23 protein-coding genes are annotated in these 20,898 nt (G+C 63.2%); 11 read left to right on the top strand and 12 right to left on the bottom strand.

Annotated features, from left to right (window positions below; translation table 11 throughout):
* Nucleotides 1-14 precede the first annotated feature (14 nt).
* From KFF05_10325 to KFF05_10315, 3 genes are all read right to left on the bottom strand, one after another.
* Nucleotides 15-995 carry a hydroxyacid dehydrogenase gene (locus tag KFF05_10325; protein UTW50364.1) on the bottom strand — a complete coding sequence of 327 codons (981 nt, stop codon included), beginning with the start codon at nt 993-995 and terminating at the stop codon, nt 15-17.
* A gap of 45 nt (nt 996-1,040) precedes the next feature.
* Entirely contained in the window at nt 1,041-1,925 is an 885-nt protein-coding gene (locus KFF05_10320; protein ID UTW53671.1) for a phytanoyl-CoA dioxygenase family protein, read from the bottom strand.
* Between the two features lie 61 nt (nt 1,926-1,986).
* A complete protein-coding gene (locus tag KFF05_10315; protein ID UTW53670.1) occupies nt 1,987-2,676 on the bottom strand; it encodes a GntR family transcriptional regulator in 690 nt (229 codons plus the stop codon).
* A gap of 178 nt (nt 2,677-2,854) precedes the next feature.
* Between KFF05_10315 and KFF05_10310 the strand changes: the two genes are divergently transcribed.
* From KFF05_10310 to KFF05_10280, 7 genes are all read left to right on the top strand, one after another.
* Nucleotides 2,855-3,886, top strand: a complete 1,032-nt coding sequence (locus tag KFF05_10310; GenBank protein UTW50363.1) for a TRAP transporter substrate-binding protein — start codon at nt 2,855-2,857, stop codon at nt 3,884-3,886.
* Between the two features lie 89 nt (nt 3,887-3,975).
* Nucleotides 3,976-6,012, top strand: a complete 2,037-nt coding sequence (locus KFF05_10305) for a TRAP transporter large permease subunit (GenBank protein ID UTW50362.1) — start codon at nt 3,976-3,978, stop codon at nt 6,010-6,012.
* Nucleotides 6,013-6,028: 16 nt separating this feature from the next.
* Nucleotides 6,029-6,190 carry a hypothetical protein gene (locus tag KFF05_10300; GenBank protein ID UTW50361.1) on the top strand — a complete coding sequence of 54 codons (162 nt, stop codon included), beginning with the start codon at nt 6,029-6,031 and terminating at the stop codon, nt 6,188-6,190.
* A gap of 18 nt (nt 6,191-6,208) precedes the next feature.
* On the top strand, nt 6,209-7,951 hold the full coding sequence (locus tag KFF05_10295; protein UTW50360.1) for a dihydroxy-acid dehydratase: 1,743 nt from the start codon (nt 6,209-6,211) through the stop codon (nt 7,949-7,951).
* A gap of 12 nt (nt 7,952-7,963) precedes the next feature.
* Complete coding sequence (locus tag KFF05_10290) at nt 7,964-8,686, top strand: ribonuclease activity regulator RraA (GenBank protein UTW50359.1); 723 nt, start codon at nt 7,964-7,966, stop codon at nt 8,684-8,686.
* 73 nt (nt 8,687-8,759) lie between these two features.
* A complete protein-coding gene (locus KFF05_10285; GenBank protein UTW50358.1) occupies nt 8,760-9,017 on the top strand; it encodes a hypothetical protein in 258 nt (85 codons plus the stop codon).
* 25 nt (nt 9,018-9,042) lie between these two features.
* A complete protein-coding gene (locus tag KFF05_10280; protein ID UTW50357.1) occupies nt 9,043-9,735 on the top strand; it encodes a TIGR02281 family clan AA aspartic protease in 693 nt (230 codons plus the stop codon).
* On the opposite strand, the gene KFF05_10275 is transcribed toward KFF05_10280, so the two are convergent.
* The 3 genes from KFF05_10275 to KFF05_10265 all read right to left on the bottom strand — a co-directional run bounded on the left by KFF05_10275 (nt 9,725) and on the right by KFF05_10265 (nt 11,953).
* Nucleotides 9,725-10,231, bottom strand: coding sequence for a hypothetical protein (locus KFF05_10275; protein ID UTW50356.1), 507 nt, complete (start codon nt 10,229-10,231; stop codon nt 9,725-9,727). The two genes, KFF05_10280 and KFF05_10275, sit on opposite strands and share 11 nt — an antisense overlap.
* 10 nt (nt 10,232-10,241) lie before the next feature.
* Nucleotides 10,242-11,315 carry a type III polyketide synthase gene (locus KFF05_10270; protein UTW53669.1) on the bottom strand — a complete coding sequence of 358 codons (1,074 nt, stop codon included), beginning with the start codon at nt 11,313-11,315 and terminating at the stop codon, nt 10,242-10,244.
* Between the two features lie 71 nt (nt 11,316-11,386).
* Nucleotides 11,387-11,953, bottom strand: coding sequence for a hypothetical protein (locus tag KFF05_10265; protein UTW50355.1), 567 nt, complete (start codon nt 11,951-11,953; stop codon nt 11,387-11,389).
* Nucleotides 11,954-12,096: 143 nt separating this feature from the next.
* On the opposite strand from KFF05_10265, the gene KFF05_10260 reads away from it, so the two are divergent.
* Complete coding sequence (locus tag KFF05_10260) at nt 12,097-12,549, top strand: hypothetical protein (GenBank protein ID UTW50354.1); 453 nt, start codon at nt 12,097-12,099, stop codon at nt 12,547-12,549.
* Nucleotides 12,550-12,586: 37 nt separating this feature from the next.
* On the opposite strand, the gene KFF05_10255 is transcribed toward KFF05_10260, so the two are convergent.
* From KFF05_10255 to KFF05_10240, 4 genes are all read right to left on the bottom strand, one after another.
* Complete coding sequence (locus KFF05_10255; protein UTW50353.1) at nt 12,587-12,790, bottom strand: hypothetical protein; 204 nt, start codon at nt 12,788-12,790, stop codon at nt 12,587-12,589.
* 57 nt (nt 12,791-12,847) lie between these two features.
* A complete protein-coding gene (fliN, locus tag KFF05_10250; GenBank protein ID UTW50352.1) occupies nt 12,848-13,138 on the bottom strand; it encodes a flagellar motor switch protein FliN in 291 nt (96 codons plus the stop codon).
* 184 nt (nt 13,139-13,322) lie between these two features.
* Nucleotides 13,323-13,895 (bottom strand): gamma-glutamylcyclotransferase, encoded by a 573-nt coding sequence (locus KFF05_10245; protein UTW50351.1) that lies wholly within the window; start codon nt 13,893-13,895, stop codon nt 13,323-13,325.
* The gene (locus KFF05_10240; protein ID UTW50350.1) at nt 13,888-14,505 is read right to left on the bottom strand and encodes a 2-hydroxychromene-2-carboxylate isomerase; all 618 of its coding nucleotides are present in this window, start codon (nt 14,503-14,505) and stop codon (nt 13,888-13,890) included. Before KFF05_10240 ends, KFF05_10245 begins: the two co-directional genes overlap by 8 nt.
* 286 nt (nt 14,506-14,791) lie before the next feature.
* Between KFF05_10240 and KFF05_10235 the strand changes: the two genes are divergently transcribed.
* On the top strand, nt 14,792-15,025 hold the full coding sequence (locus KFF05_10235; GenBank protein ID UTW50349.1) for a hypothetical protein: 234 nt from the start codon (nt 14,792-14,794) through the stop codon (nt 15,023-15,025).
* A 56-nt stretch (nt 15,026-15,081) separates the two neighbouring features.
* On the opposite strand, the gene KFF05_10230 is transcribed toward KFF05_10235, so the two are convergent.
* Nucleotides 15,082-16,725 carry an acyl-CoA synthetase gene (locus tag KFF05_10230; protein UTW50348.1) on the bottom strand — a complete coding sequence of 548 codons (1,644 nt, stop codon included), beginning with the start codon at nt 16,723-16,725 and terminating at the stop codon, nt 15,082-15,084.
* A 35-nt stretch (nt 16,726-16,760) separates the two neighbouring features.
* Complete coding sequence (locus KFF05_10225) at nt 16,761-17,855, bottom strand: hypothetical protein (protein UTW50347.1); 1,095 nt, start codon at nt 17,853-17,855, stop codon at nt 16,761-16,763.
* Between the two features lie 182 nt (nt 17,856-18,037).
* Between KFF05_10225 and KFF05_10220 the strand changes: the two genes are divergently transcribed.
* Together KFF05_10220 and KFF05_10215 are read left to right on the top strand one after the other, a co-directional pair.
* Nucleotides 18,038-20,092 carry a molybdopterin oxidoreductase family protein gene (locus KFF05_10220; GenBank protein ID UTW50346.1) on the top strand — a complete coding sequence of 685 codons (2,055 nt, stop codon included), beginning with the start codon at nt 18,038-18,040 and terminating at the stop codon, nt 20,090-20,092.
* Nucleotides 20,093-20,103: 11 nt separating this feature from the next.
* The gene (locus KFF05_10215) at nt 20,104-20,892 is read left to right on the top strand and encodes a P-loop NTPase (protein ID UTW53668.1); all 789 of its coding nucleotides are present in this window, start codon (nt 20,104-20,106) and stop codon (nt 20,890-20,892) included.
* Nucleotides 20,893-20,898 lie beyond the last annotated feature (6 nt).

The raw sequence follows: 20,898 nt of genomic DNA, 5'->3' as shown, positions 1-20,898 counted from the left end.
TCCCGAACCGTTTGTCAGGACGCGCGCTGCAAGCCGTCCAGGTTGAAAATCATCTCGTCCTTCAGGCAACCGTCGAACTGATCGAGGATGTTCTGCGCCGTCATCATCGCGGCCGCTTCCAGGGCCAGAAACGACGCCGCGCCGTTATGGGGCGCCAGCACGGTTCGGGGATGATTGACCAGGGGATGACCGTCCTGCGGCGGTTCCTGGGAAAACACGTCGACCCCAGCACCCATGACATGGCCACTGTCCAGCGCCGCCGCCAAGGCATGTTCGTCGACCACGCCGCCGCGGGCGTTGTTGATGACAATGACGCCGGGTTTCATGGCGGCCAGTTCCTCGGGCCCGATCAGGTGGCGGGTTGTTTCATCCAACGGCACATGCAGGGAAACGAAATCAGCCTTGGGAAGCTCGGGGCGGAAATCCTCGACCGCGCGCACACCCTGCTGGGCGGCGAGGTCGCGATCAAGCTTGATGTCGGCGACCACGACATCCATGCCGAAGGCCTTGCACAACGGGGCAAGCAAGCGGCCGATGCGCCCGTAGCCGACGATCAGAATGGTTGAGCGGTACAGGTCCTTCGCCTTGAAGGTGCCGCGGTCGGTCCAGCGTCCCTCGCGCACTGCGGCGGTCTGGCCGGTCAGGTCGCGGGCAAGGGTCATCATCATGGTCATGGTGTGCTCGGCGACGCAGCGCGCATTGGCGCCTGACGCGATGCAGACGGGAATGCCCCGCGACGTCAAATGGTCGACCGCGATGTTGTCGCAGCCGACGCCGTGGCGCGAGACGACCTGCAGGTCGTTGGCATGGGCCAGCACGGTTTCGGGAAGCTGGGCCGTGCGCACGGCGATGCCATGCACGCCGGGCAGGGCTTTCGCCAGGCCTTCGGCGCTGACGTCGTCGGCGATGACGACCTCGATGTCGTCGCGGGCGTCCAGGATTGCGTGTCCGGCGGGGTGGATCCGCTCGGTCATGAGAACTTTTTTCTTGGCCATGGGGGCTCCGGTCTTGGTCTGGATGGACGTGGTCGGTGGAGAGGGTTACCCGGCGGCGGTCTTGGCGCCGAAGAATTTCTTCTTGGCCAGGGACTGGCTTTCGTAGATCGACCCGCCCTTCAGGGGCGGCGGGTAGGGCAGGCGGATCGGCGCGGGCACCACGCGGGGTTCCAGCGTCGGTTCGCCTGCGATGAAGGTTGCGGCGTATTCGTCCCAGGATGCTTCCTTGCCGAATCCCCGAATGTCCCAGGCGTCGGCGGCGGCGATCTGGTAAAGCAACAGGGTGCGGCTGCGGCCTGAAGTGTTCTGGCCCGAGCCGTGAATGGTGCGCGCGTGATGGAAGCTGCAGGCCCCGGCCGGGCCGATGATGGTCTCGGCCGTGTCCAGGTTGGCCCCCGGCACCTCCGGGTCCATGGCGCCGATGAAGCGGCCATCCTGGTGATGGTCATAGGTCGGCCCGGTGTGTGATCCCGGCACGCAGAGCAGGGGGCCGTTTTCTTCCGTCATGTCGTCGAGCATGACCCCGACGGCCAGCACGTCATCATTGGTATGGGGATAGAAAGCCCAATCCTGATGCCATTCCACGGGCGAGCCGTATTCCGCCGACTTCAGGTTGATCTTCGATCCGTGCATGCGGAACGCGGGACCCAACAGCGCCGTAAGCGCCGCGATCAGGCGCGGGTGGCGGGCCATGCGGTTGAAAACGTCGTGGTTCTTGAACGGTTCTTTGATGCGGCGCACGCGGGGGGCATCGGGTGTGTGATTGGGTTCCAGGTCGATGACGTTGGTGTGGTCCGTCAAGCCATGGGCGCTGGCGATCAGGCCGTCGAGGGCGTCGCGCATTTCCTGGACGTCGGCGCGCGAATAGATGTCTTCAACGACGATGTAGCCTTTGTCTTTGTAGGCCGCGACCTGATCGTCGGCGATCACGGGATTGGTGGTCATGGAATGTTTCCTTGTCTGCGTGGTGTTCGTGTTTCGGAATTTTCTCTTATCGGAAATATTCAGGGAAGACGGCGCGCATTTCCTCGGTCGCGGAAACTGTATCCTTTAAATGGGCGCGCACGGCGGCCTCGGCTTCGTTGGGATTGCGCGCATCGATTGCGTTGAGGATCGCTTCGTGATCACGAATGATCTTCGCCGCCTTGCCTTCGGTCGGCAGGTGCAGGCGACGCAGCCGGTCCAAATGAGCGCGTCGCGCGTGGATGATGTCCCACAAGCCGCCGACGCCGGCCATCTCATACGTCATTTCGTGGAACCGGTTGTCGGCCGGCAGGAAGGCCGACAGGTCGCCGGCCTCAAGCGCCGTTCTTTGGCGGTCGATGGCGGTGCGCAGGGCAGCGACTTCGTCGTCGCTGATGTCGATGGCAAGGGTGCGGGCAATCTCAACCTCGACGCTGCGGCGCAGGAAATGGGCTTCGCGGGCACTCTGTATGTCAATGATAGAGACACAGGTGCGCGACTGGGGAAAGACGTCGACCAAACCTTCTTCCTCAAGCAGGATCAAGGCCTCGCGCACGGGGGTCGGGCTGACGCCGAATGTCTCCGCGATCTGGCGGGTTTGAAGCACCGTGCCGGGTGGCAGGTCCAGGGAAACGATCTGGTCGCGCACCGTTTGATAGATCTGCTGAACGGCCGTCAGACGTCCGCCTTTCGGCGGGGCAGGACGCTCCCTGAACAGGCCGGTCGAATCAGGTGTCACGTGGTTGGTATCCCTGAAAAACGGCGCAAAAGCTGGGTTTTTGCTGCACCTGCGAGCCAGCTTTGCGCTTGACTCTGTAACTAATATATTAGTATTTCAGTGCGAGTGAAGTCAATATCACCGTCATAAGAACTACGTTTAGGGAGATCCAAAGATCATGTTTAAAAAGACACTGATGGCGCTTGCCGTCGGCGGCTTGGTCATTGCCGGGACGACCGGCGGTTCCGCTGCAAAAACGCTCAAAGTTCAGGCCAGCTCGAAGGCCGGTGACTGGGCCCACCGCTTCATGACGGACACCTGGGCGCCGAAGCTTGATGCCATGACCTCCGGTGCGGTCAAGATCGAGGTTCTGCCGACCAAGGCCGTTGTCCCACACCGTGAAACCATCGACGCCGTGGCCAATGGCATCCTCGACGGTGACTTGAACGCCGTTTCCTATTTCTCGGGTCGCGATCCCGCTTTTGCCGTGATCGGCGATCTGATCGCCGGCTATGACACGGTCGATCAGGTTCGCACCTTCTGCCAGTACGGTGGCGGCAAGGAAATCCTGCAGAAGATGTATGACAAGTACACCAAGGGTCAGGTGCACGTCGTCGGCTGCGGCCCCTATGCCAAGGAAGCCTTCGTTTCGACCATTCCGATCAAGAGCGTTGCCGACTTCAAGGGCGTGAAAGTACGTTCCCCGGAAGGTCTGGCCGCTGAGGTGTTCAAGCGCGCTGGTGCAGCGCCCGTGTCGCTGCCGTTCTCCGAGGTCTATACGGCCCTTGAGAAGAAGGTCATCGACGCCGCCGATGCCTCCGCCCACGTAAACAACAGCGCCCAGGGGCTCTACAAGGTCGCCAAGTATCCGATTTACCCGGGTATCCACTCCATGGCCGTTCTGCAGTTCATCGTGAACAAGAAGGTCTGGGACAAGCTGGGCCCGCAGGGGCAGACCGCGCTGGAAGTCTGGTATCAGGCCGCCTATGACGCCATGCGCCGTGAAGCCGATCTTGAAGACCAGAAGATCGCCGACGCGCAACGCAAGGGCGGCGATATCACCGTCATTGATTGGTCGACGGAGGAACGCGCCAAGTTCCGCAAAATCGCCGTCGGCGCCTGGGAAGATTTCGCATCGAAATCGCCCCTCGCCCGGGAGGCCCTGGACGCGCATCTGAAGTACATGCGCTCCGTCGGTCTTCTTGACTAAATAGCACCTTGCCGCCGCGCCCGGATTGGGCGCGGCGGTTCTGCTATTCAATTTCACAACTTTTATTTTGCCGATCCAGGAGGGGGCCCATGTCTGGATTCACGGAAACCTTGGTGGGTGCGCCTTCGGGCGGAACCTTCGACCGAGCCGTCGACCATTTCAGCCGATTTCTCGGCCTTGCGGTCGGCAACCTCTACCTGATCGCCGCGTTCTGCACGATGTGGGAGGTCGTGGCCCGCTACGTCTTCCATTCGCCCACGCAATGGGTATTCGAGGTGGTGATGGTTCTGTGCGCCAGCGCATGGATGCTGTCGGCCGGTTTCGTGACCCTGCAGAAACGCCATATCGGCATTACCGTGTTCTATCTCATGGTGTCGGAACGGGTCCGCTGGTGGCTCGACCTGTTCGCCATGGTGGTCGGCGTCATCGCCCTTTACATGCTGGTGTCCGATACCCTGGTGCGGGCCCTGGAAAGCATTGACCTGGTGGAGCGGGGCGGTTCGGCCTGGAACTCGCCGCTGCCCATGATACTCAAGACCATCTTGTTCGCCGGCCTGTTTCTTTACCTCGTGCAATTGCTGGTCAACCTGGGCCGTCATTTCCGTACCCACGCCCTGCAAGTTACCGTCTATGCGGTCCTGGCGCTGGTCTGTCTGCGCCTGTTGATACAGGTTTTCGCCCACTACGGTGAGGGTGGCGGCGGCATGTGGGTCAATCTGGAAGAATACCTGCACGACGCATCCGGCAGCGTCATCGACCAGTTTCGAGTCGACCGCGACAGCGTCGGCATCGCGACCATTTCACTGCTGATCGTCGCGGCGCTTCTGGTTCTGATGATGACGGGCATGCCGCTCGGCATCGTCACACTAATCATCTCCGTGGTCTGTGCCCTGGCGTTCTACGGCCTGCAGGGCATGTACCTGGTGTCCACCAACGCCATGGACTTGCTGGAAAAATATCCACTGATCGCGGTACCGTTCTTCGTGCTGATGGCGTCGATTCTGGAACGCGCCGGAATCGCCCAGGACCTGTTCGACGCCATGTCGATTTTCGCCGGCGGCTTGCGCGGCGGCGTGGCGGTGCAGACGACCGTGGTTGCCGTGATCTTGGCCGCCATGTCGGGTGTCATGGGCGGCGAGATCGTCATGCTTGGCCTGGTTGCTCTGCCGCAGATGCTGCGCCTTGGCTACGACCGCAAGCTGACCATCGGCCTGATCTGCGCCGCGGGCGCCCTGGCGACGCTTATTCCGCCGTCGATCGTCATGATCGTTTATGGGCTGAGCGCCAACGTCGGCATCGGCGACCTGTTCAGCGCGGGATTCGTTCCCGGCCTGATGCTGGCGTTGTTTTATGTGACGTTCGTTCTCGTGCGCTGCAACTTGAACCATAGCCTTGCCCCGACGGCGGCGGAAATCGCCCTGAAGACCGGGGAGGAGACCAAGCTGGGCCGCCATCAGATCATGGCGGTCGTCATGTGCGTCGCCCTGATCTTCTGCGTCATGGGATCGATTTACGGCGGCATCACCAGCGTCACCGAAGCGGCCGCCGTGGGCGTGTTCGGCGCCATCGCCGTCGCCGCCGTGCGCTTCAAGTTCAATTACGCCCTGTTGCGCGACTGCCTGGCCAATACCATGGCGGTGGTCGGCACCATCATTTGGCTGATCCTGGGCGCGGTGGCCTTCGTCGGGCTGTACAACCTGATCGGCGGCGCCGACTTCATGCGCCAATTGATCAAGGGTGCGGGTCTGGGCCCCCTGGGCACGGTCTTCGTGATGATGGCGATCCTGGTCGTTCTCGGCACCTTCATGGAATGGATCGCGATCATCTTCATCACCGTGCCGGTGTTCGCCCCGGTGGTGCGTGATCTGGGACCGGAATTGGGCATGACCCCGGAATGGGCGGCGGTCTGGTTCGGCATTCTGTTCGTCATGAACATCCAGATCTACTTCCTCAGTCCCCCCTTCGGCCCGGCCTGTTTCTGGCTGAAGTCCGTCGCACCCAAGGACGTGACCCTGCAGGAAATCTTCATCAGCGTGCTGCCGTTCATCTGCCTGCAGATCATCGGCATGCTGCTGGTCATGTTCTTCCCGCAGATCGCCCTGTGGATGCCCCAGGCGTTAAACTAGGTCCAGTGGAGGTTACATGAGCAATCCCCTCACCACGCCCGAAGAACTGCACGACGACCTTGAAGAGGAGGGCGTCCATGAAAGCGACTTTTATGGCATTGCGCCCGGTATCGCCGGCGCCCTTATCGGGCTGGCGTTGATCGTGTTCATGTTCGCCTTGGCGGACGGTTTTTCCTGATCAGGACGTGCGACCACTATGACCACCAAGAAGACCAAGACCTACGCTGACCTGCGGTCCGCCCGCTGGTATGCGCCCGACGACCTGCGCTCTTTCGGCCACCGCTCGCGCACCATGCAAATGGGCTATGACCGGGCCGATTGGGAAGGTCGGCCGATCATCGCGATCATCAATACCTGGTCCGACATCAACCCGTGCCACGCGCATTTCAAGCATCGCGTCGACGACGTGAAGCGCGGCGTGCAGCAGGCGGGCGGCTTCCCCATCGAATTGCCGGCCATCAGCCTGTCGGAAAACTTCGTCAAGCCGACGACCATGCTCTACCGCAACATGCTGGCCATGGAGACGGAGGAACTGATCCGCTCCCATCCCGTGGACGGGGCGGTGCTCATGGGGGGCTGCGACAAGACCACGCCGGGTCTGGTCATGGGCGCGATCTCGGCCGGGGTGCCGATGATCTATGTGCCCGCCGGGCCCATGCTGCGCGGCAACTATAAAGGCCAGGCGTTGGGTTCGGGTTCCGACGGTTGGAAGTACTGGGACGAACGCCGGGCCGGCAACCTGACGGCCGAGGAATGGACCGAAGTCGAAGCCGGCATTGCCCGGTCCTACGGCACCTGCATGACCATGGGCACGGCATCGACCATGACCGCCATGGCCGAAACCCTGGGCCTGACCATCCCCGGCGCCTCGTCGATCCCGGCCGCCGACGCGGGTCATATCCGCATGGCGGCGCAGACCGGGCGGCGCATCGTCGACATGGTATGGGAAGACCTGACGCCGGAAAAAATCCTCGACCGCCGCGCCTTCGACAACGCGGCCATCGTCGCCATGTCCATGGGCTGTTCGACCAACGCGGTCATCCACCTGATCGCCATGGCGCGCCGCGCCGGCGTGATGATGACGCTGGAAGACCTCGACGCCTTCTCGCGCCTGGTGCCGGTGATCGCCAATGTCCGGCCTTCGGGCGACACCTACCTGATGGAGGATTTCTATTACGCAGGCGGCCTGCGCGGCCTGATGTCGCGGCTGACCGGGCATCTGAAGCTGGATGCCGTGACCGTCAGCGGCAAGACCCTGGGCGAAACCCTGGAGGGGGCCGAGGTCTATAACGACGACGTCATCCGCCCGCTCGACAACCCGCTTTATGACGAAGGCTCGCTGGCGCTGCTGCGCGGCAACTTGGCGCCCCAGGGCTGCGTCATCAAACCGTCGGCCTGCGACCCCCGGTTCTACAACCACGAAGGCCCGGCCCTGGTGTTCGACAGCTATCCGGAAATGAAAAAGGCCGTGGATGACGAGAACCTGGACGTCACCGCCGACCATGTTCTGGTGCTGCGCGGCGCCGGGCCGCAAGGCGGGTCGGGCATGCCCGAATGGGGCATGTTGCCGCTGCCCAAGAAGCTGTTGAAGCAGGGCATCCGCGACATGCTGCGCATGTCCGACGCCCGCATGTCGGGGACCAGCTACGGCGCCTGCATCCTGCATGTCTCGCCGGAAAGCCATGTCGGCGGACCCTTGGCCTTGCTGAAGACCGGGGACATCGTCAAAATCGACATCCCGAACCGGACCATCGACATGCTGGTGGACGAGGACGAGTTGGAACGCCGCCGCGCCGCCTGGACACCGCCCAAGCCCAGGTTCGAACGCGGGTACGGCTGGATGTTCGCCCAGCACATTCGCCAGGCCGACGAAGGCTGCGATTTCGATTATCTGGAAACCCAGTTCGGTGCGCCGACCGGCGAACCGGACATCTTCTGAGCGGAGCATCCCATGGCTAAGAAGCTGACCAAGAAAACCCGCGACCTGCTGATGAACGTGTCCACGGCGACGCTGTGCACGGCGCTGTTCAAGGTCGGCCTGAAGAACCAATTCATCCAGGACGTTCTCCCGGTCTCGCCCAAGGGCCGCAACATGGTCGGGCAGGCTTACACGATGCGCTACATCCCGGCGCGGGAAGACCTGAATGCCATTTCCGTGTTCCAGGACCCCAAGCATCCGCAGCGCGTCGGCGTCGAGGAATGCCCCAAGGGTTACGTCATGGTGATCGACAGCCGGAAGGATCCGCGCGCGGCCTCCGCCGGCTCGATCCTGGTCACCCGCCTGATGATGCGCGGCTGCGCCGGTGTGGTGTCCGACGGCGGGTTCCGCGATGCGCCGGAAATCGGCAACCTGGACATCCCGGCCTATCACAACCGGCCCTCGGCCCCGACCAACCTGACCCGCCATCAGGCGATCGAGCTGAACGGCCCCATCGGCTGCGGCGACGTCGCCGTGTTTCCCGGCGACGTGATCGTCGGCGACGACGAAGGGGTCTGCGTGATTCCGATCCATCTGGCCGACGCCATCGCCCAGGAAGCGACCGAAATGACCGCCTTCGAGGACTTCGTCACCGAGGAAGTGAAGAAGGGCCGCCCCGTGATCGGCCTCTACCCCGCGACGACCGCGAAGGCAAAGGCCGATTACGCGGCGTGGCGGAAGAAGACCGGGCGCTGATCCGGCGGCCTTAATCCTGCCGGAAAATATGCTAATCTTGCCGCCTGCCATCGCGCCGGAACGGAAGAGGACCATGCGCAACACCATCGCCATTGCCGCGCTTGCCCTGCTCGGTGCCTGTACGGTCGTCGAGAAGACCGGCGAGGAAATCACCATCGAGCATGCGGCGAACCAGTTCTTCGTCGCCGAGGTGAAGGCCGACGACTATTGCCAGACCCTGGGCCGCAAGGCCCAACACGTGATGACCGGCCCGCGCCAATCTTCGCTTCTGTTCGTGCAGTCCAGCGTCAGCGTGTTCCGCTGCGTCCTGCCGGCGCCCGCAAAGAAATGATGGCGGGTCGGTCTGCTTCCGCGCCATGAGACGTTCCGTCATTCTGATGATTGTGATCGGTCTGGCCCTGGCCGGGCTGGTCCTGTTCCTGGCCCTGCAATTCCCCGAAGCCCTGACGACGCGGGGAGAGCAAATCCAGCTGACCCAGGCCTTGCTGCTGGTCGCGGTGATCGGCGGGGCGGCCATCGCCCATGGCCGGTTCCAGGCCCGCCAGGCCCTGCGCCATGCCGCGATCTGGGTTGGGCTCGGGGCCGTGCTGCTGCTGGGTTATTCTTTCCGCGCGGAGTTCCAGGCATTGGGCGACCGTCTGATGGGCGAACTGATGCCCCACCGGGCCCAGGAAACCGCCGCCGGCGATGTCGCCATCCGCGCCGGCGATCACGGCCATTTCGTCGCCGAAGCCTTGGTCAACGGTGTGGCCATCCGCTTCCTGGTCGATACGGGGGCGAGCGAGGTGGTGCTCAGCCCACGCGATGCCGAACGCCTGGGCTTCGATCTCAAGTCGCTCAACTTCAACCGTATCTATCAAACCGCCAACGGCACGGTGACGGGTGCGCCCGTGCGGCTGGCGGAAATCCGCATCGGTCCCATCGTGGTTACGGATGTGCGGGCGTCCGTCAACGGGGCGGAGATGAAACGCTCGCTCCTGGGCATGAGCTTTCTCGGCCGCCTGGGCGGCTACCGGGTCGACGGTGATGTGCTGACGCTTAGTCCGTGATCGGGAGCCGGGGGGCGAGGGCGGCCTGTTCCACTCGAATGCGGTACGCCAGCACCAGGGCGTTGAGGGTGGAAAACGCCAGCGCGATCTGCCAGGCCCCGAAGGCCAGCGGCAGCACGGCGATTTCCGCCGCGACCACCCAGTAATTTGGATGCCGCAGAAAACGATAGGGCCCGCGCCGCACCAAGGGGGCGCCGGGCAGGGTGATGATGCGGGTCGTCCAATAAGGCCCCAGGGAGGCGATGACCCAGGCCCGCGCCACCTGCAGCATGGCAAACAGCGCCAGCCAGGGCCATTGCGCCGGGGTGTCCGGCGGCACCAGGAGCGCCAGGGAGGCCAGCCAGCCCGCGTGAAGGGCGATGATAACCGGGTAATGGCCGCGCCCGTGCTCAACCCCGCCCTGGGCCAGCAGGCGGGCGGTATTGCGCCCGGCATAAACCAGTTCCGCCAAACGCAGCAGGATGACCAGGGCGATGACGATCCAAAGGGTCGGCACGGCGGCAGCCCTAAACCGTTTCCAGGGTCAGGAACCCGGCCGTGAAGCCGGGGCCTAAGGCCGACATCAAGGCTCGTTTGCCCGGCGTGTGTCCGAAACCGGCGTCCATCGTGCGGCGCAGGACGAACAAGACGGTGGCCGCCGACATGTTACCGAAATCGCGCAGCACCGACCGGCAATGGTTGAGTCCGCCAGCCGGTTGCCCGAACACGGTTTCCAGGGCGGTGATGACCTTTTCCCCGCCGGGGTGGGCGACGAAGGCGTCGATATGGCCGATGCCTAGATTATCCTGGGTCAGATAGCGTTGCAGCACGGCCGGTAGTTCCATTTCCACCAAATTCGGGATGTCGCGGGAAAACACCACGCCCAGTCCGTCTTCTTCTACCGTCCAGCCCATGACGTCGAGGGATTTGGGCCAAGTATGTTCGCCCGATCTGGCGATGTGGGGGCCGGGACCATCCGTGGTAATCAGCGCTGCCGCCGCGCCGTCGCCGAACAAGGCCGTGGCGATGACATTGCTTTTCGACAGGTCCGCACCACGGAAAGTCAGGCCGCAGAGTTCCACCACCAGAAACAGGACGCGCGCCCCCGGCCGCGCCTGGGCGATCTCGGCGGCGCGGGCCAGACCATTGACCCCGCCGGCACATCCCAGGCCGAAGAGGGGCAGGCGCGTCGTCTCGGCGCGGAAGGGCAGGCGGTCGAACAGGCGGGCGTCGAGCGACGGCGTGGCGATTCCCGTGGTCGATACGGTGACCAGCGCATCCACGTCCTCGGCCGTTATGCCCGCCTGGGCAAGGCAATTCTCGGCCGCTTCGGTCAACAGGTCGACCGCGTGTTCCAGATAACGCGCGTTCTTTTCCGCCCAGCCGCGCGGTTTGGAAAACCAATCCAGCGGCATGCAGGAATAGCGGGTATCGATGCCTGCGTTATCGAAGGCCGGCAGCATGCGGTCGATATCGCGGACCCGGCCCTTGAACTGAGTACGGGCCCAGGCGCGGATATCGGCCTGGGCCAACTTGTACGGCGGCACCGCGGTGCTGAGCGCGATTAGCCGGGGCAGGGGTGAGGCCGCATGAATTGTCATCACGGGCCCGAGTCTGGTCTTGATTGACGCCGAGCGCCATTAACTTTGGTGTGAGCGGCTTTCAGGGCTGCTTATTGGATCCGCGTCGCGACTTCGGGCGGCAGACTGTCTTTGACGACGTCCAGGTCGCTCGGGAAGTACGACCGGCCGTTACATTCGCCGTTGAACCGTCCGGACATTTCCGAATACAGGCGAACCTGACGGTTATGGGCCTCGACCGTGCCGCGCCGTTCTTCGACCCAGGCGTTGTAATCGGAAATCTGCGCCTCATAGGTCTTGCGCCGTTCCGGGTCGGTCAAAGCCGCCATCGCTTGGTGCTGCAGGCGCGGCCCGGCTTCTTGGATCCGGCCGTCCAGATCGCGGATCGTTCCTTTCGCCGTCTCGATCTCGATGGCGACCGCGTCGATGCGATGGGCGAGGATGAGACAGGCCGCCAGCGTCTCAGGCGTCATCACTCCGGCGCGGTAGGTCTTGGCCTTGCCTTCGTAGAGTTTTACCGGCGCCTCCTTGGCCGACCGCAACATGGTGTCGAGCAGGCCGCTGTCGGCCCATGCAGGTGTCGCCGTCAGCATCAGCATCACCCCTGTTACGGAAAGCAGGGTCAAGAGCAAGGAAGGCGTGCGAAGGAAATGGGGCATGGGGGCAGGGAGCCTCGACAGGTTGGGAATGCGAAACAATACCATGATCCCTTCTCTTAAGGCATTGCACGGGATACTTCAAAGCTGCGTGAAGATCGTTCTGGGGGCTCGCATTAACCAAGAAATGCGCCCATATTCTGGGCATGGTTGAGATTGTTTCCGGTTCCGGCATCGACCGCATCCTGTCCAAGAACGAGGTACAGGAAGACCTTGCCACGCGCCTGAACAGGTTGCGTGCAACGGAAGCGCGCGATGGTCGGGTTGAGATTCGCGCGGCCACACTGGCGCGCGGTCTCGAAGCGGAGGCCTTGGCCCAGGCGGACAATCAAGGTCTCGCCACGGATCTGGAATCCGATGCGGCAACCCGGCAACCACGTTTTGCCGATCTTGTGGGAAATGCGGAAACGGTCAACCGGGCGCTTGAAGAAACCCAGGGCGTCGACCGCCTGGTTACGGCGGGAGAGCGGCTGCGTCAGGCGGCGGTGTTGACTGACAGTTTCCTCAAGTCCTACTTCATTTCCATGATCGATCCCGGGCGGGCGATGACGATGATCAGCCCGCGCGACATCGCGCGGCCGCTTGAAGAAGACGGCTAGAGAAACCGGAACGGCGCGTTGTTCCCGGCTTGGCGCGTTAGTTCAGGGCGGCGCGGTCTGGGGTGGAACTGGAAAGCAGTTCCTCGGTTGCCCGCGCGACACGAAGCCAGACCGACCGTGCGGAACGGTCGCCCCGGTCCTGCATTTGGTCTGCCTTCACCTGCGCGCCGATGGGCGCCATTTCGCCGAATTCCTGAATCAACAGATTGGCGGCGCGGTAGATATCACTGTCGGTGGCCATGGCGGTTGCCTTTACTCCAGGGGGCCCGGCCTTGTCAGGCGGGGCCTTCAAGCGGCCTTACTGTTTAAGGGATTGGCTGATTTTCAGCACTTCCGTCAGGGTGACGCCCAGGCGGTCCTCGACGACCACGACCTCACCCTTGGCGACCAGCCGGTTGTTGGCATGGATTTCGATGTTCTCGCCGACGGTGCGGTTCAGTTCCACGACGGCACCACGGCCGAGCTTCAAGATCTGGCTGATCGGCATTTCCGCCGTGCCGAGGACGGCGGTGATTTCCACCTGGACGTCATAGAGAGCATGAACCTTTTCAGATTCCGTTTTCTCTTCGGGGGCGGTGTCTTCAGCCATTGCTTTGCTCCGTTATCCGGCGGTGAGTGCGGCCATTCGGGCCGGTGGCCCGCCGTGGGCAGGTTCTTCATCTGCCATTAACCGTGAATTTGACCAGGGAAACCTTAAACTTTCCTTATCGCCGGGCGGATTCTATCACGGCGTCCCGAATTGCGCACATGGCCGACGGACCTGCACGGGCGGGTCAAATCCCGCTACCTTGGTCGAGAAGGCCCGTCAGATGCTGCACCCGGGCCAACAAGGCATGCAGAGCATCATCGCGAAACCCCAGCAATTCCAACTGACTAAGCGTGTTTATCAGGTAATCACGGTTGAGCCCGCTTTGTCCCGAGGCCGCCATGATCAGTTCCGCCGAGCGCGCCGGGCCAAGGTCGCCCGCGTATTGCGGATGGGTCGGGTCCGTCACGAAGGTATAGGCGGCGACGGATTGTCCGTTTTCAAGTGTCGCCGTGACGATTGCCGGACGGTAGGCGTAGCCGGTCAACTCCCGTTCATTCAGGTAGGCGACGACCGCGTCGCGATCGGCGGGGGCGAAACGCAGGGCGATGCCCCGGCAGCTACCGCCCTTGTCCAGGCCCAGGACCAAGCCGGGTTTGGCCGGCGTGCCCCGGTAGTGGTGAGAGAAGATGCAGAACGCGCGGTGAAATCCTTCGAGCGCGGCGGATTGGCGGTCCGTGTACGCGAACCCGGGATTCCACATGAGCGAGCCATAGGCGAAAACCCATTCGACGGTGCTCAGCGCGGCGGCATCAACCATGATCCTGAGCGGACACCTTTTCCTCTACGAAATCAAGGCGGTCCTGGCCCCAGAACAGTTCCCCGTCGATGACATAGGTCGGCGCGCCGAACACGCCGATGCTTTTCGCCTGTTCCGTATAAGCCTGGGCAATATCGTCGATCTCGGCGGTGTCCGCGCTTGCCAGCAGGTGTGCGCTGTCCAACCCCATGCCGGTCATTATCTCGGCCAGGGTCGCCGGATCGGCAATGTCCTTTTCATCGACCCAGACCGTGCGCATGAACGCATGGACCAGTTCCCCCAACCGTTGGGCGTCAATGCCGTCCTTCTTGGCGGCCAGAATCAGCCGCCGCGCCGACTTGTCGGCGGCGGGGAAGAATGCAGGCTCCAGCGTCAGAGGGACACCGAGCCGTGCGCGCCAGCGTTTCAACTCCATCATGCGGTAGGCGACCCGTTGCGGCGGGCGTTTCGCGAGCGGCAACCCGCCCGAAACGGCGAAGACCTCGCCCATGTCGACCGGTTTGTGATCAATCCGCCAGCCGTGCCGATCCGCGATGACGCGCAACCGGGCGTCTCCCAGATAGGACCAAGGGGAAGTCACGGTGAAGTAGTAGTCGATCGTTTTGGACATCACTGTTCCTATTCAGACAGAAGGTTCCGCGATTCGATGCCGAAGCAGGCCGCGCACGGTGTTGAAGAGAACCATGGGAATTGCGGAAAACGGCTGAAAATCGATGATTTATACGGACATATAAATCAATTCCAGGTGCTCGTTGACATTGAAAGTAGTGGGCGGCAACGATTGTCACATAATCATAACAAAAGACATTCCGCTGCTTGCGCTTTTCTTTCGGATGCGGACGCAGTGGACCCGGAGGAAACAAATCCGGAAGGCGCGCGGAAAAAGGGGCTGGCGGATGAGGCACCCGACCAAGGACGGCGACAAGGTTTTCGAAGTCGCCATCTACAATAAGGATGTCCGGTCACTCGTTAAGGACAATCAATCCCATTCTTTCTTCGACGATAACTGGGCCGACGCCCAGGTTCACGATATCGTCGCCACCGACGAAGACACGGCCCGTGAGATGATCGCCGAGCGGTTTCCGCCCGACGACGGCTTTGTCATTCAATGGGTGGACCAGGCGTCTTGACCTAGGGCTTGCGGACAGCCGCGAAAGCCTAAGAAGAAGCCTGAAGCGGTTGGTCGTCAGGTGTCGCCGGTCTTTGCCCGTTCGGCGTCGCGCAGGTCCTTGCGCTTGATTTTGCCGGTCGCGGTCATGGGCAATTGGTCAACGAATTCGATCTGCCTCGGGTATTCGTGGGATGACAGACGCGTCTTCACGAATTCACGGATGTCCTGTTCCGTCGCGGCCCCGCCTTCAAACCCAGGCATCAGCACGATGAAGGCCTTGACGGCTTCGGTGCGGATCGGGTCGGGTACGCCGATTACGGCGGCCAGTTGCACCGCGGGATGGTGGCTCAGGCAGTCCTCGATCTCGCCCGGACCGATACGGTATCCGGCCGAGGTGATGACATCGTCGCCGCGTCCGACGAACCACAGGTAGCCCTCGTCGTCACGGTATCCCGTGTCGCCCATGCGCCACCAGCCGTCCCGCAGGTTGGCCTGGGCGGCGGCTGGGTTTTTCCAGTATTCCAGAAGCATCACCGGGTCGGGGGCGCGGCAGGCGATTTCTCCTTCCTGTCCCGGCGGAAGGATGGTGCCGTCGGGGGCGATGACGTCGACCACATGCCCCGGGGCGGGTCGGCCCATGGCGCCGGGTTTGGCCGCCATGATTTCCGCGCAGGTCGCGACGACCACGTTGCATTCCGTCTGGCCGTAGAATTCGTTGATGCTCAGGCCCAGGACCTCGCGGCCCCATTGGATCAGGTCAGCCCCCACGGGTTCCCCCGCCGAGGCGACGGAACGCAGGTTGAGCACATGGCGCCCCCTGGGCGACGGCAGCTTACTCATGAGCCGCAGTGCCGTCGGCGGCATGAAGGTGTTGCGCACGCCCAAGCGCGCCATCAGGGCCAAGGCTTCCTCGGGATCGTATTTGCGGGCGCGGTGGGCAACCACGGGCACACCGTGATGCCAGGCGCACATGAGGGTGTTCATCAGGCCGCCGATCCAGGCCCAGTCGGCGGGCGTCCACATCAGGTCACCGGGCTGGCCGAGGAAATTGTGGAACATTTCCACCCCCGGCAGATGGCCCAGCAGGCAGCGGTGGGCGTGCAGCGCCCCCTTGGGATTGCCCGTGGTGCCCGAGGTATAGATGATCAACCCGGGATCGTCGGTGGCCGTATCGACGGGCCGGAATGTGTCGGACGCGCGGCCGAGGGCCCCCCAGAAATCCGTGAACCCGGTGCCGTCGGCCCCGGCGTCGATGACGTAGATCCGTTTCAGGTCCGGCAGCGCATCCGCCAGTGCTGCGATCTTGGGATAATTGGCGAGGTCCGTGACCAGGGCGGCGGCCCCGGAATCGGCGAGCCGAAAGCTGAGCGCTTCCTCGCCGAACAAAGTGAACAGGGGGATTGAGATCAAGCCCGCCTTCCAGGCGGCGACATGGGTCAGGGCGGCCTCCACCGACTGCGGCAGCAGCACGGCGACGCGGTCACCCGGTGTCAGGCCGTGGGCCTGGAACATGTTGGCGGCCTGGTTGGACAAGGCCCGCAGGGCGCCGAAGCTGTAGGTCACCAGGTCACCTTCGGGCGAGGTGACGATCAAGGCCGGGGCGTCGGCGTTGCGCGCTGCGTTCTTGTCACAGACATCGACGCCCATGTTGAAACGCACCGGGATGTCCCAGGTGAAGCTGTCGTAGAGCCTGTCGTAGCTGTCGGTCCTGGTCAGCATGGGCTGCCGTCCTCCCAAACGGCCGGAGCCGCCCGTTACTTGAAGGCCGCCATGTCCTGACCGTCGGATTCGAAGTAGCGGTAAGCCTCGACCGTTTCGATGACCACGCCGTCATATCCCTGGGCCAACAGGCCGAAAGTGAAGGAACTGGCGTCGCCGTACATGATCTTGTGCCATTCCGGGCGCCAGTATTCGACGAAGTAGCGGTCCGGGTCCGTGGGGTAGGGGGCGGTGATCCAGCGCGGTGCACCCGATTGCCAGCCCGGTTTCCAGTAAAAGCGATAGGTCGCCGCCGTGCCCACATCCATGCGCGCGAGGACCAGGCGGCGCGCGCCCAGCTTTTTGTACTTCAGGGTCTCGATCGCGCGTTTGGAGAACGGCTTTCGGCCGTGAAATACGTCGACGATGACCATGTCGTAATTGGTGTCATGCAGTTTCAGCGCGAATTCGTCTTCCTGGCCGAAAGCCGTGGTGTCGCGCAGATAAAGATAGTTTTCGGCGTTCGACATGGACAGGACGTGGTTCGAGTTTTCGTGAAACGGCCTGGCCGGATAAGGCGGCAGACTGTTTATCACGGACAATTCCTTGTGGGCGACGAAGGGCAGGAAGCCTTGCTTGCGGCTGGCGGCCAGAACCTCGTCGATCTTTTTCGGGTCGCGGACAAAATCCATGGTCAGGATGCTGACCCGGTCGCGCTTGGCGACCTCGACCAACTGGGCGAAGGTTTCCTTCATCTCCTTGGAAGTCGGTTGTCCGAAGGTTTCATACCCGTAGAACATGCCGTCCTGCAGGATGGCGTCGATCGACATCATGTAAGCGCGGGCCGGGTAGACCTTTTTTTCGTCGACTTCGTCGCGCTTCTGCAGAAGCTCCATCCCGTTGTGGGTGATGACGACGAATCCGGGATTTTTCTCGCGGGCGAATTTGGCGATGTTGGTGATCAACCGGCGCATTTCGTCGCGGTAATTGGTCAGTTTGCCGAGCACGGGCGCGGCAGGAGTAGCCTGTACAGGTTCACCCTGAGCGCGCACCTGACCCGGCGCCTGCGCTGCTGCCGGCGTGAGGGCACTCATTGCCAGAAGGGCGGCGCTCAGGACGCCCGAAAGGGCGGTCGGACGGATTGCGGTCATGGTCTTCCTGTCGATGCTTTTTCCCGCCGATACCATAGTGGGCAAGGGTTAATCAGTCCTTATCCGGCAGTGATCCGCAGCATAGCACGGCGGCGGCGGCACGGTGAACGGGGCCGCGATTTCTCCTGTCCTGCCCCTATCGGTTCCTTGTCCGACGGCGGGGTGGAGAGTAGATTTCCGCCATGCAACCCGAATTCCGGCCCACGGCCTGCCCCCACGACTGTCCGTCCACCTGCGCCCTTGAGGTCGAGGTCCTTGACGACCACACCATCGGCCGCGTGCGAGGCAACCCACGCAACGATTACACGGCGGGCGTGATCTGCGCCAAGGTCGCGGCCTATCGCGAACGTGTCCATCATCCGGAGCGTTTGACCCATCCACTGCAACGCATTGGTGCCAAGGGGTCGGGCGAATTTCGCCGGATCACCTGGGATCAGGCGATTGACGAGGTTGCCGAAGCAATCGAACGCGCCCGCGCGACCCATGGCGCAGAGACCGTCTGGCCTTATCACTTTGCCGGCACCATGGGCCTGGTGCAACGCGACAGCATCCACCGATTCCGCCATGCCTTCGGCTTTTCCCGCGAACACGAAACTATCTGCGTGACGACGGCCTGTAACGGCTGGGTCGCCGGGCACGGCAAGATCTGGGGGGCCGATCCGCGCGAGATCGCCGAATCGGACCTGATCGTCGTATGGGGCGGCAATCCGGTCTCAACCCAGGTTAATGTGATGACCCACATCGCCAAGGCGCGGAAGACGCGGGGCGCCAAGCTGGTCGTCATCGATCCCTACCGCACGCCGACGGCGGAGGCAGCGGACCTCCACATTCCGATCCGCCCGGGCACGGACGGCGCCCTTGCCTGCGCAGTCATGCAGGTGCTGTTCGAGGAAAATCTGGCTGACTGGGACTACATGCGCGAGTTTTCGGACGGCCCGGAACACCTGCAGCAGCACCTGACCACGCGCACCCCTGAATGGGCGGAGGAAATTACCGGCATTCCGGCGGCGGACATCCGTGACTTCGCGCGGTTATATGGCAAGACGGAACGCGCCTATCTGCGTTGCGGCTACGGTTTTACGCGGTCACGCAACGGGGCCGCCAACATGCATGCCGTGACCTGCCTGCCGGTGGTCACGGGCAAGTGGAAGCACCGGGGCGGCGGGGCGCTTTTTTCCAACCGCGAGCTTTACGGCGTCGACGGCACCCTGATCAAAGGGCTCGACGTGGTCGATCCGAACACACGGGCGCTCGACATGTCGCAGATCGGCCGCGTGCTGACCGGAGACGCCCATGCGCTCAAGGACGGGCCGCCGGTCACCGTGCTGTTCACCCAGAACATCAACCCGGCCGAAGTGGCCCCGGAAACGACTCGGGTCATCGACGGCATGATGCGTGACGACTTGTTTACCTGCGTGCATGAGCAATTCATGACGGCCTCGGCCAAGCTGGCCGACATCGTCCTGCCCGCGACCATGTTCCTGGAGCACGAGGACATGTATCAGGGCGGCGGCCACTTCTATCTCCAGGTACACAAGGCGCTGATCGAGCCCCTCGGTGAATGCCGGTCCAACGTCGATGTCATCAACGGGCTGGCGCGGCGTTTGGGATCGGACTATCCGGCGTTCCATATGACGGCCTGGGAGCTGATCGACGACGCGCTTCGCCGCAGCGGCCGACCCGGCGCCGATGACGTTCTGGCCGAAGGCTGGGTCGACTGCGCCAAACCGTTCGAGGAGGCGCATTTCCTGAACGGCTTCGGTCATGACGACGGCAAGTTCCACTTCGCCGCCGACTGGTCGAAGATTGGCGCGGATTGTGACGCCATGTCGGCCCTGCCGGATCATCTGGACGTCATCGACGGTGCGTCGGCCGTCCATCCCTACCGTCTGGTCGCCGCCCCGGCGCGGCGGTTCCTCAACACCTCATTCACGGAAATGCCGTCCAGCCGCAAGAAGGAAGGCCGCCCCATGGCTCTGATCCACCCCGATACCTGCAAGGCGCTCGGCCTGGAGGAAGGTGACCGCGTGCGCCTGGGCAACGATCTGGGCGATCTGGTCGTGCATGTCCGGCCGTTCGACGGTTTGCAGGACCACACGGTGGTGGTCGAGGGCATCTGGCCCAACGAAGCCTTCGAGGAAGGACGCGGCATCAACACGATCGTCAGCGCCGACGCGGCGCTGCCGGGCGGCGGGGCCGCGTTCCACGACACCGCCATCTGGATGCGCCCGGCGTGAGCGGGCAGGGCATGCAAGGCCACGTCATTGTCGTCGGCAACGAAAAAGGCGGCAGTGGCAAGTCGACCACCGCCATGCATCTTGCCGTGGGCCTGATGCGGGCCGGGCACAGCGTCGCCGTGCTCGACACCGACATCCGCCAGGGATCGCTGCGCCGGTTTCTGGAAAACCGCCGCGCTTACGCCCGCACGATCAAAGGTCATGTCCCGATGCCGGAATTCTTCGACGTTGCCCCCTCGGGCGGCGACGGTACGGACACCTTTCCGGGCGTTCTCGCGGCGGCCCGCGCGGCGGCCGAGGTCGTCATCATCGACACCCCCGGCAGCGCCACGCCGTTGTCGGAAGCCGTCCATTCCCATGCCGATACCCTGGTCACGCCCCTGAACGATAGCTTCGTCGACCTGGACGTTCTGGCCCGGGTCGAGGTAAGCAATGAGATGATCGTGAAGGGACCCAGCCAGTACGCGGAAATGGTCTGGAAGCAGAAAATCGTCCGCGCCCGGCGCGACGGCGGCAAGATGGATTGGATCGTGCTGCGCAACCGCCTGAGCCCGCTTGATTCGCGCAATCGCCAGGAGATGGAGAAGGCGCTCAACCAACTGGCCCAGCGCATCGGCTTCCGCTTTCTGCCCGGGTTCGGTGAACGGGTGATCTACCGCGAACTGTTCCTGGCCGGTCTGACCATCATGGACATCAAGGAAACCGGCGACCCGGCGGCCATGTCCATGTCGCATCTGGCGGCGCGGCAGGAAGTCCGCGCCCTGATCGGCGCACTGCACTTGCCGCCGCTGCCGGCTTAGACCGGC

Source organism: bacterium SCSIO 12827 (assembly GCA_024397995.1).
Classification (GTDB): Bacteria; Pseudomonadota; Alphaproteobacteria; order Rhodospirillales; family Casp-alpha2; genus UBA1479.
This window is presented reverse-complemented; position numbering and strand designations above follow the sequence as displayed.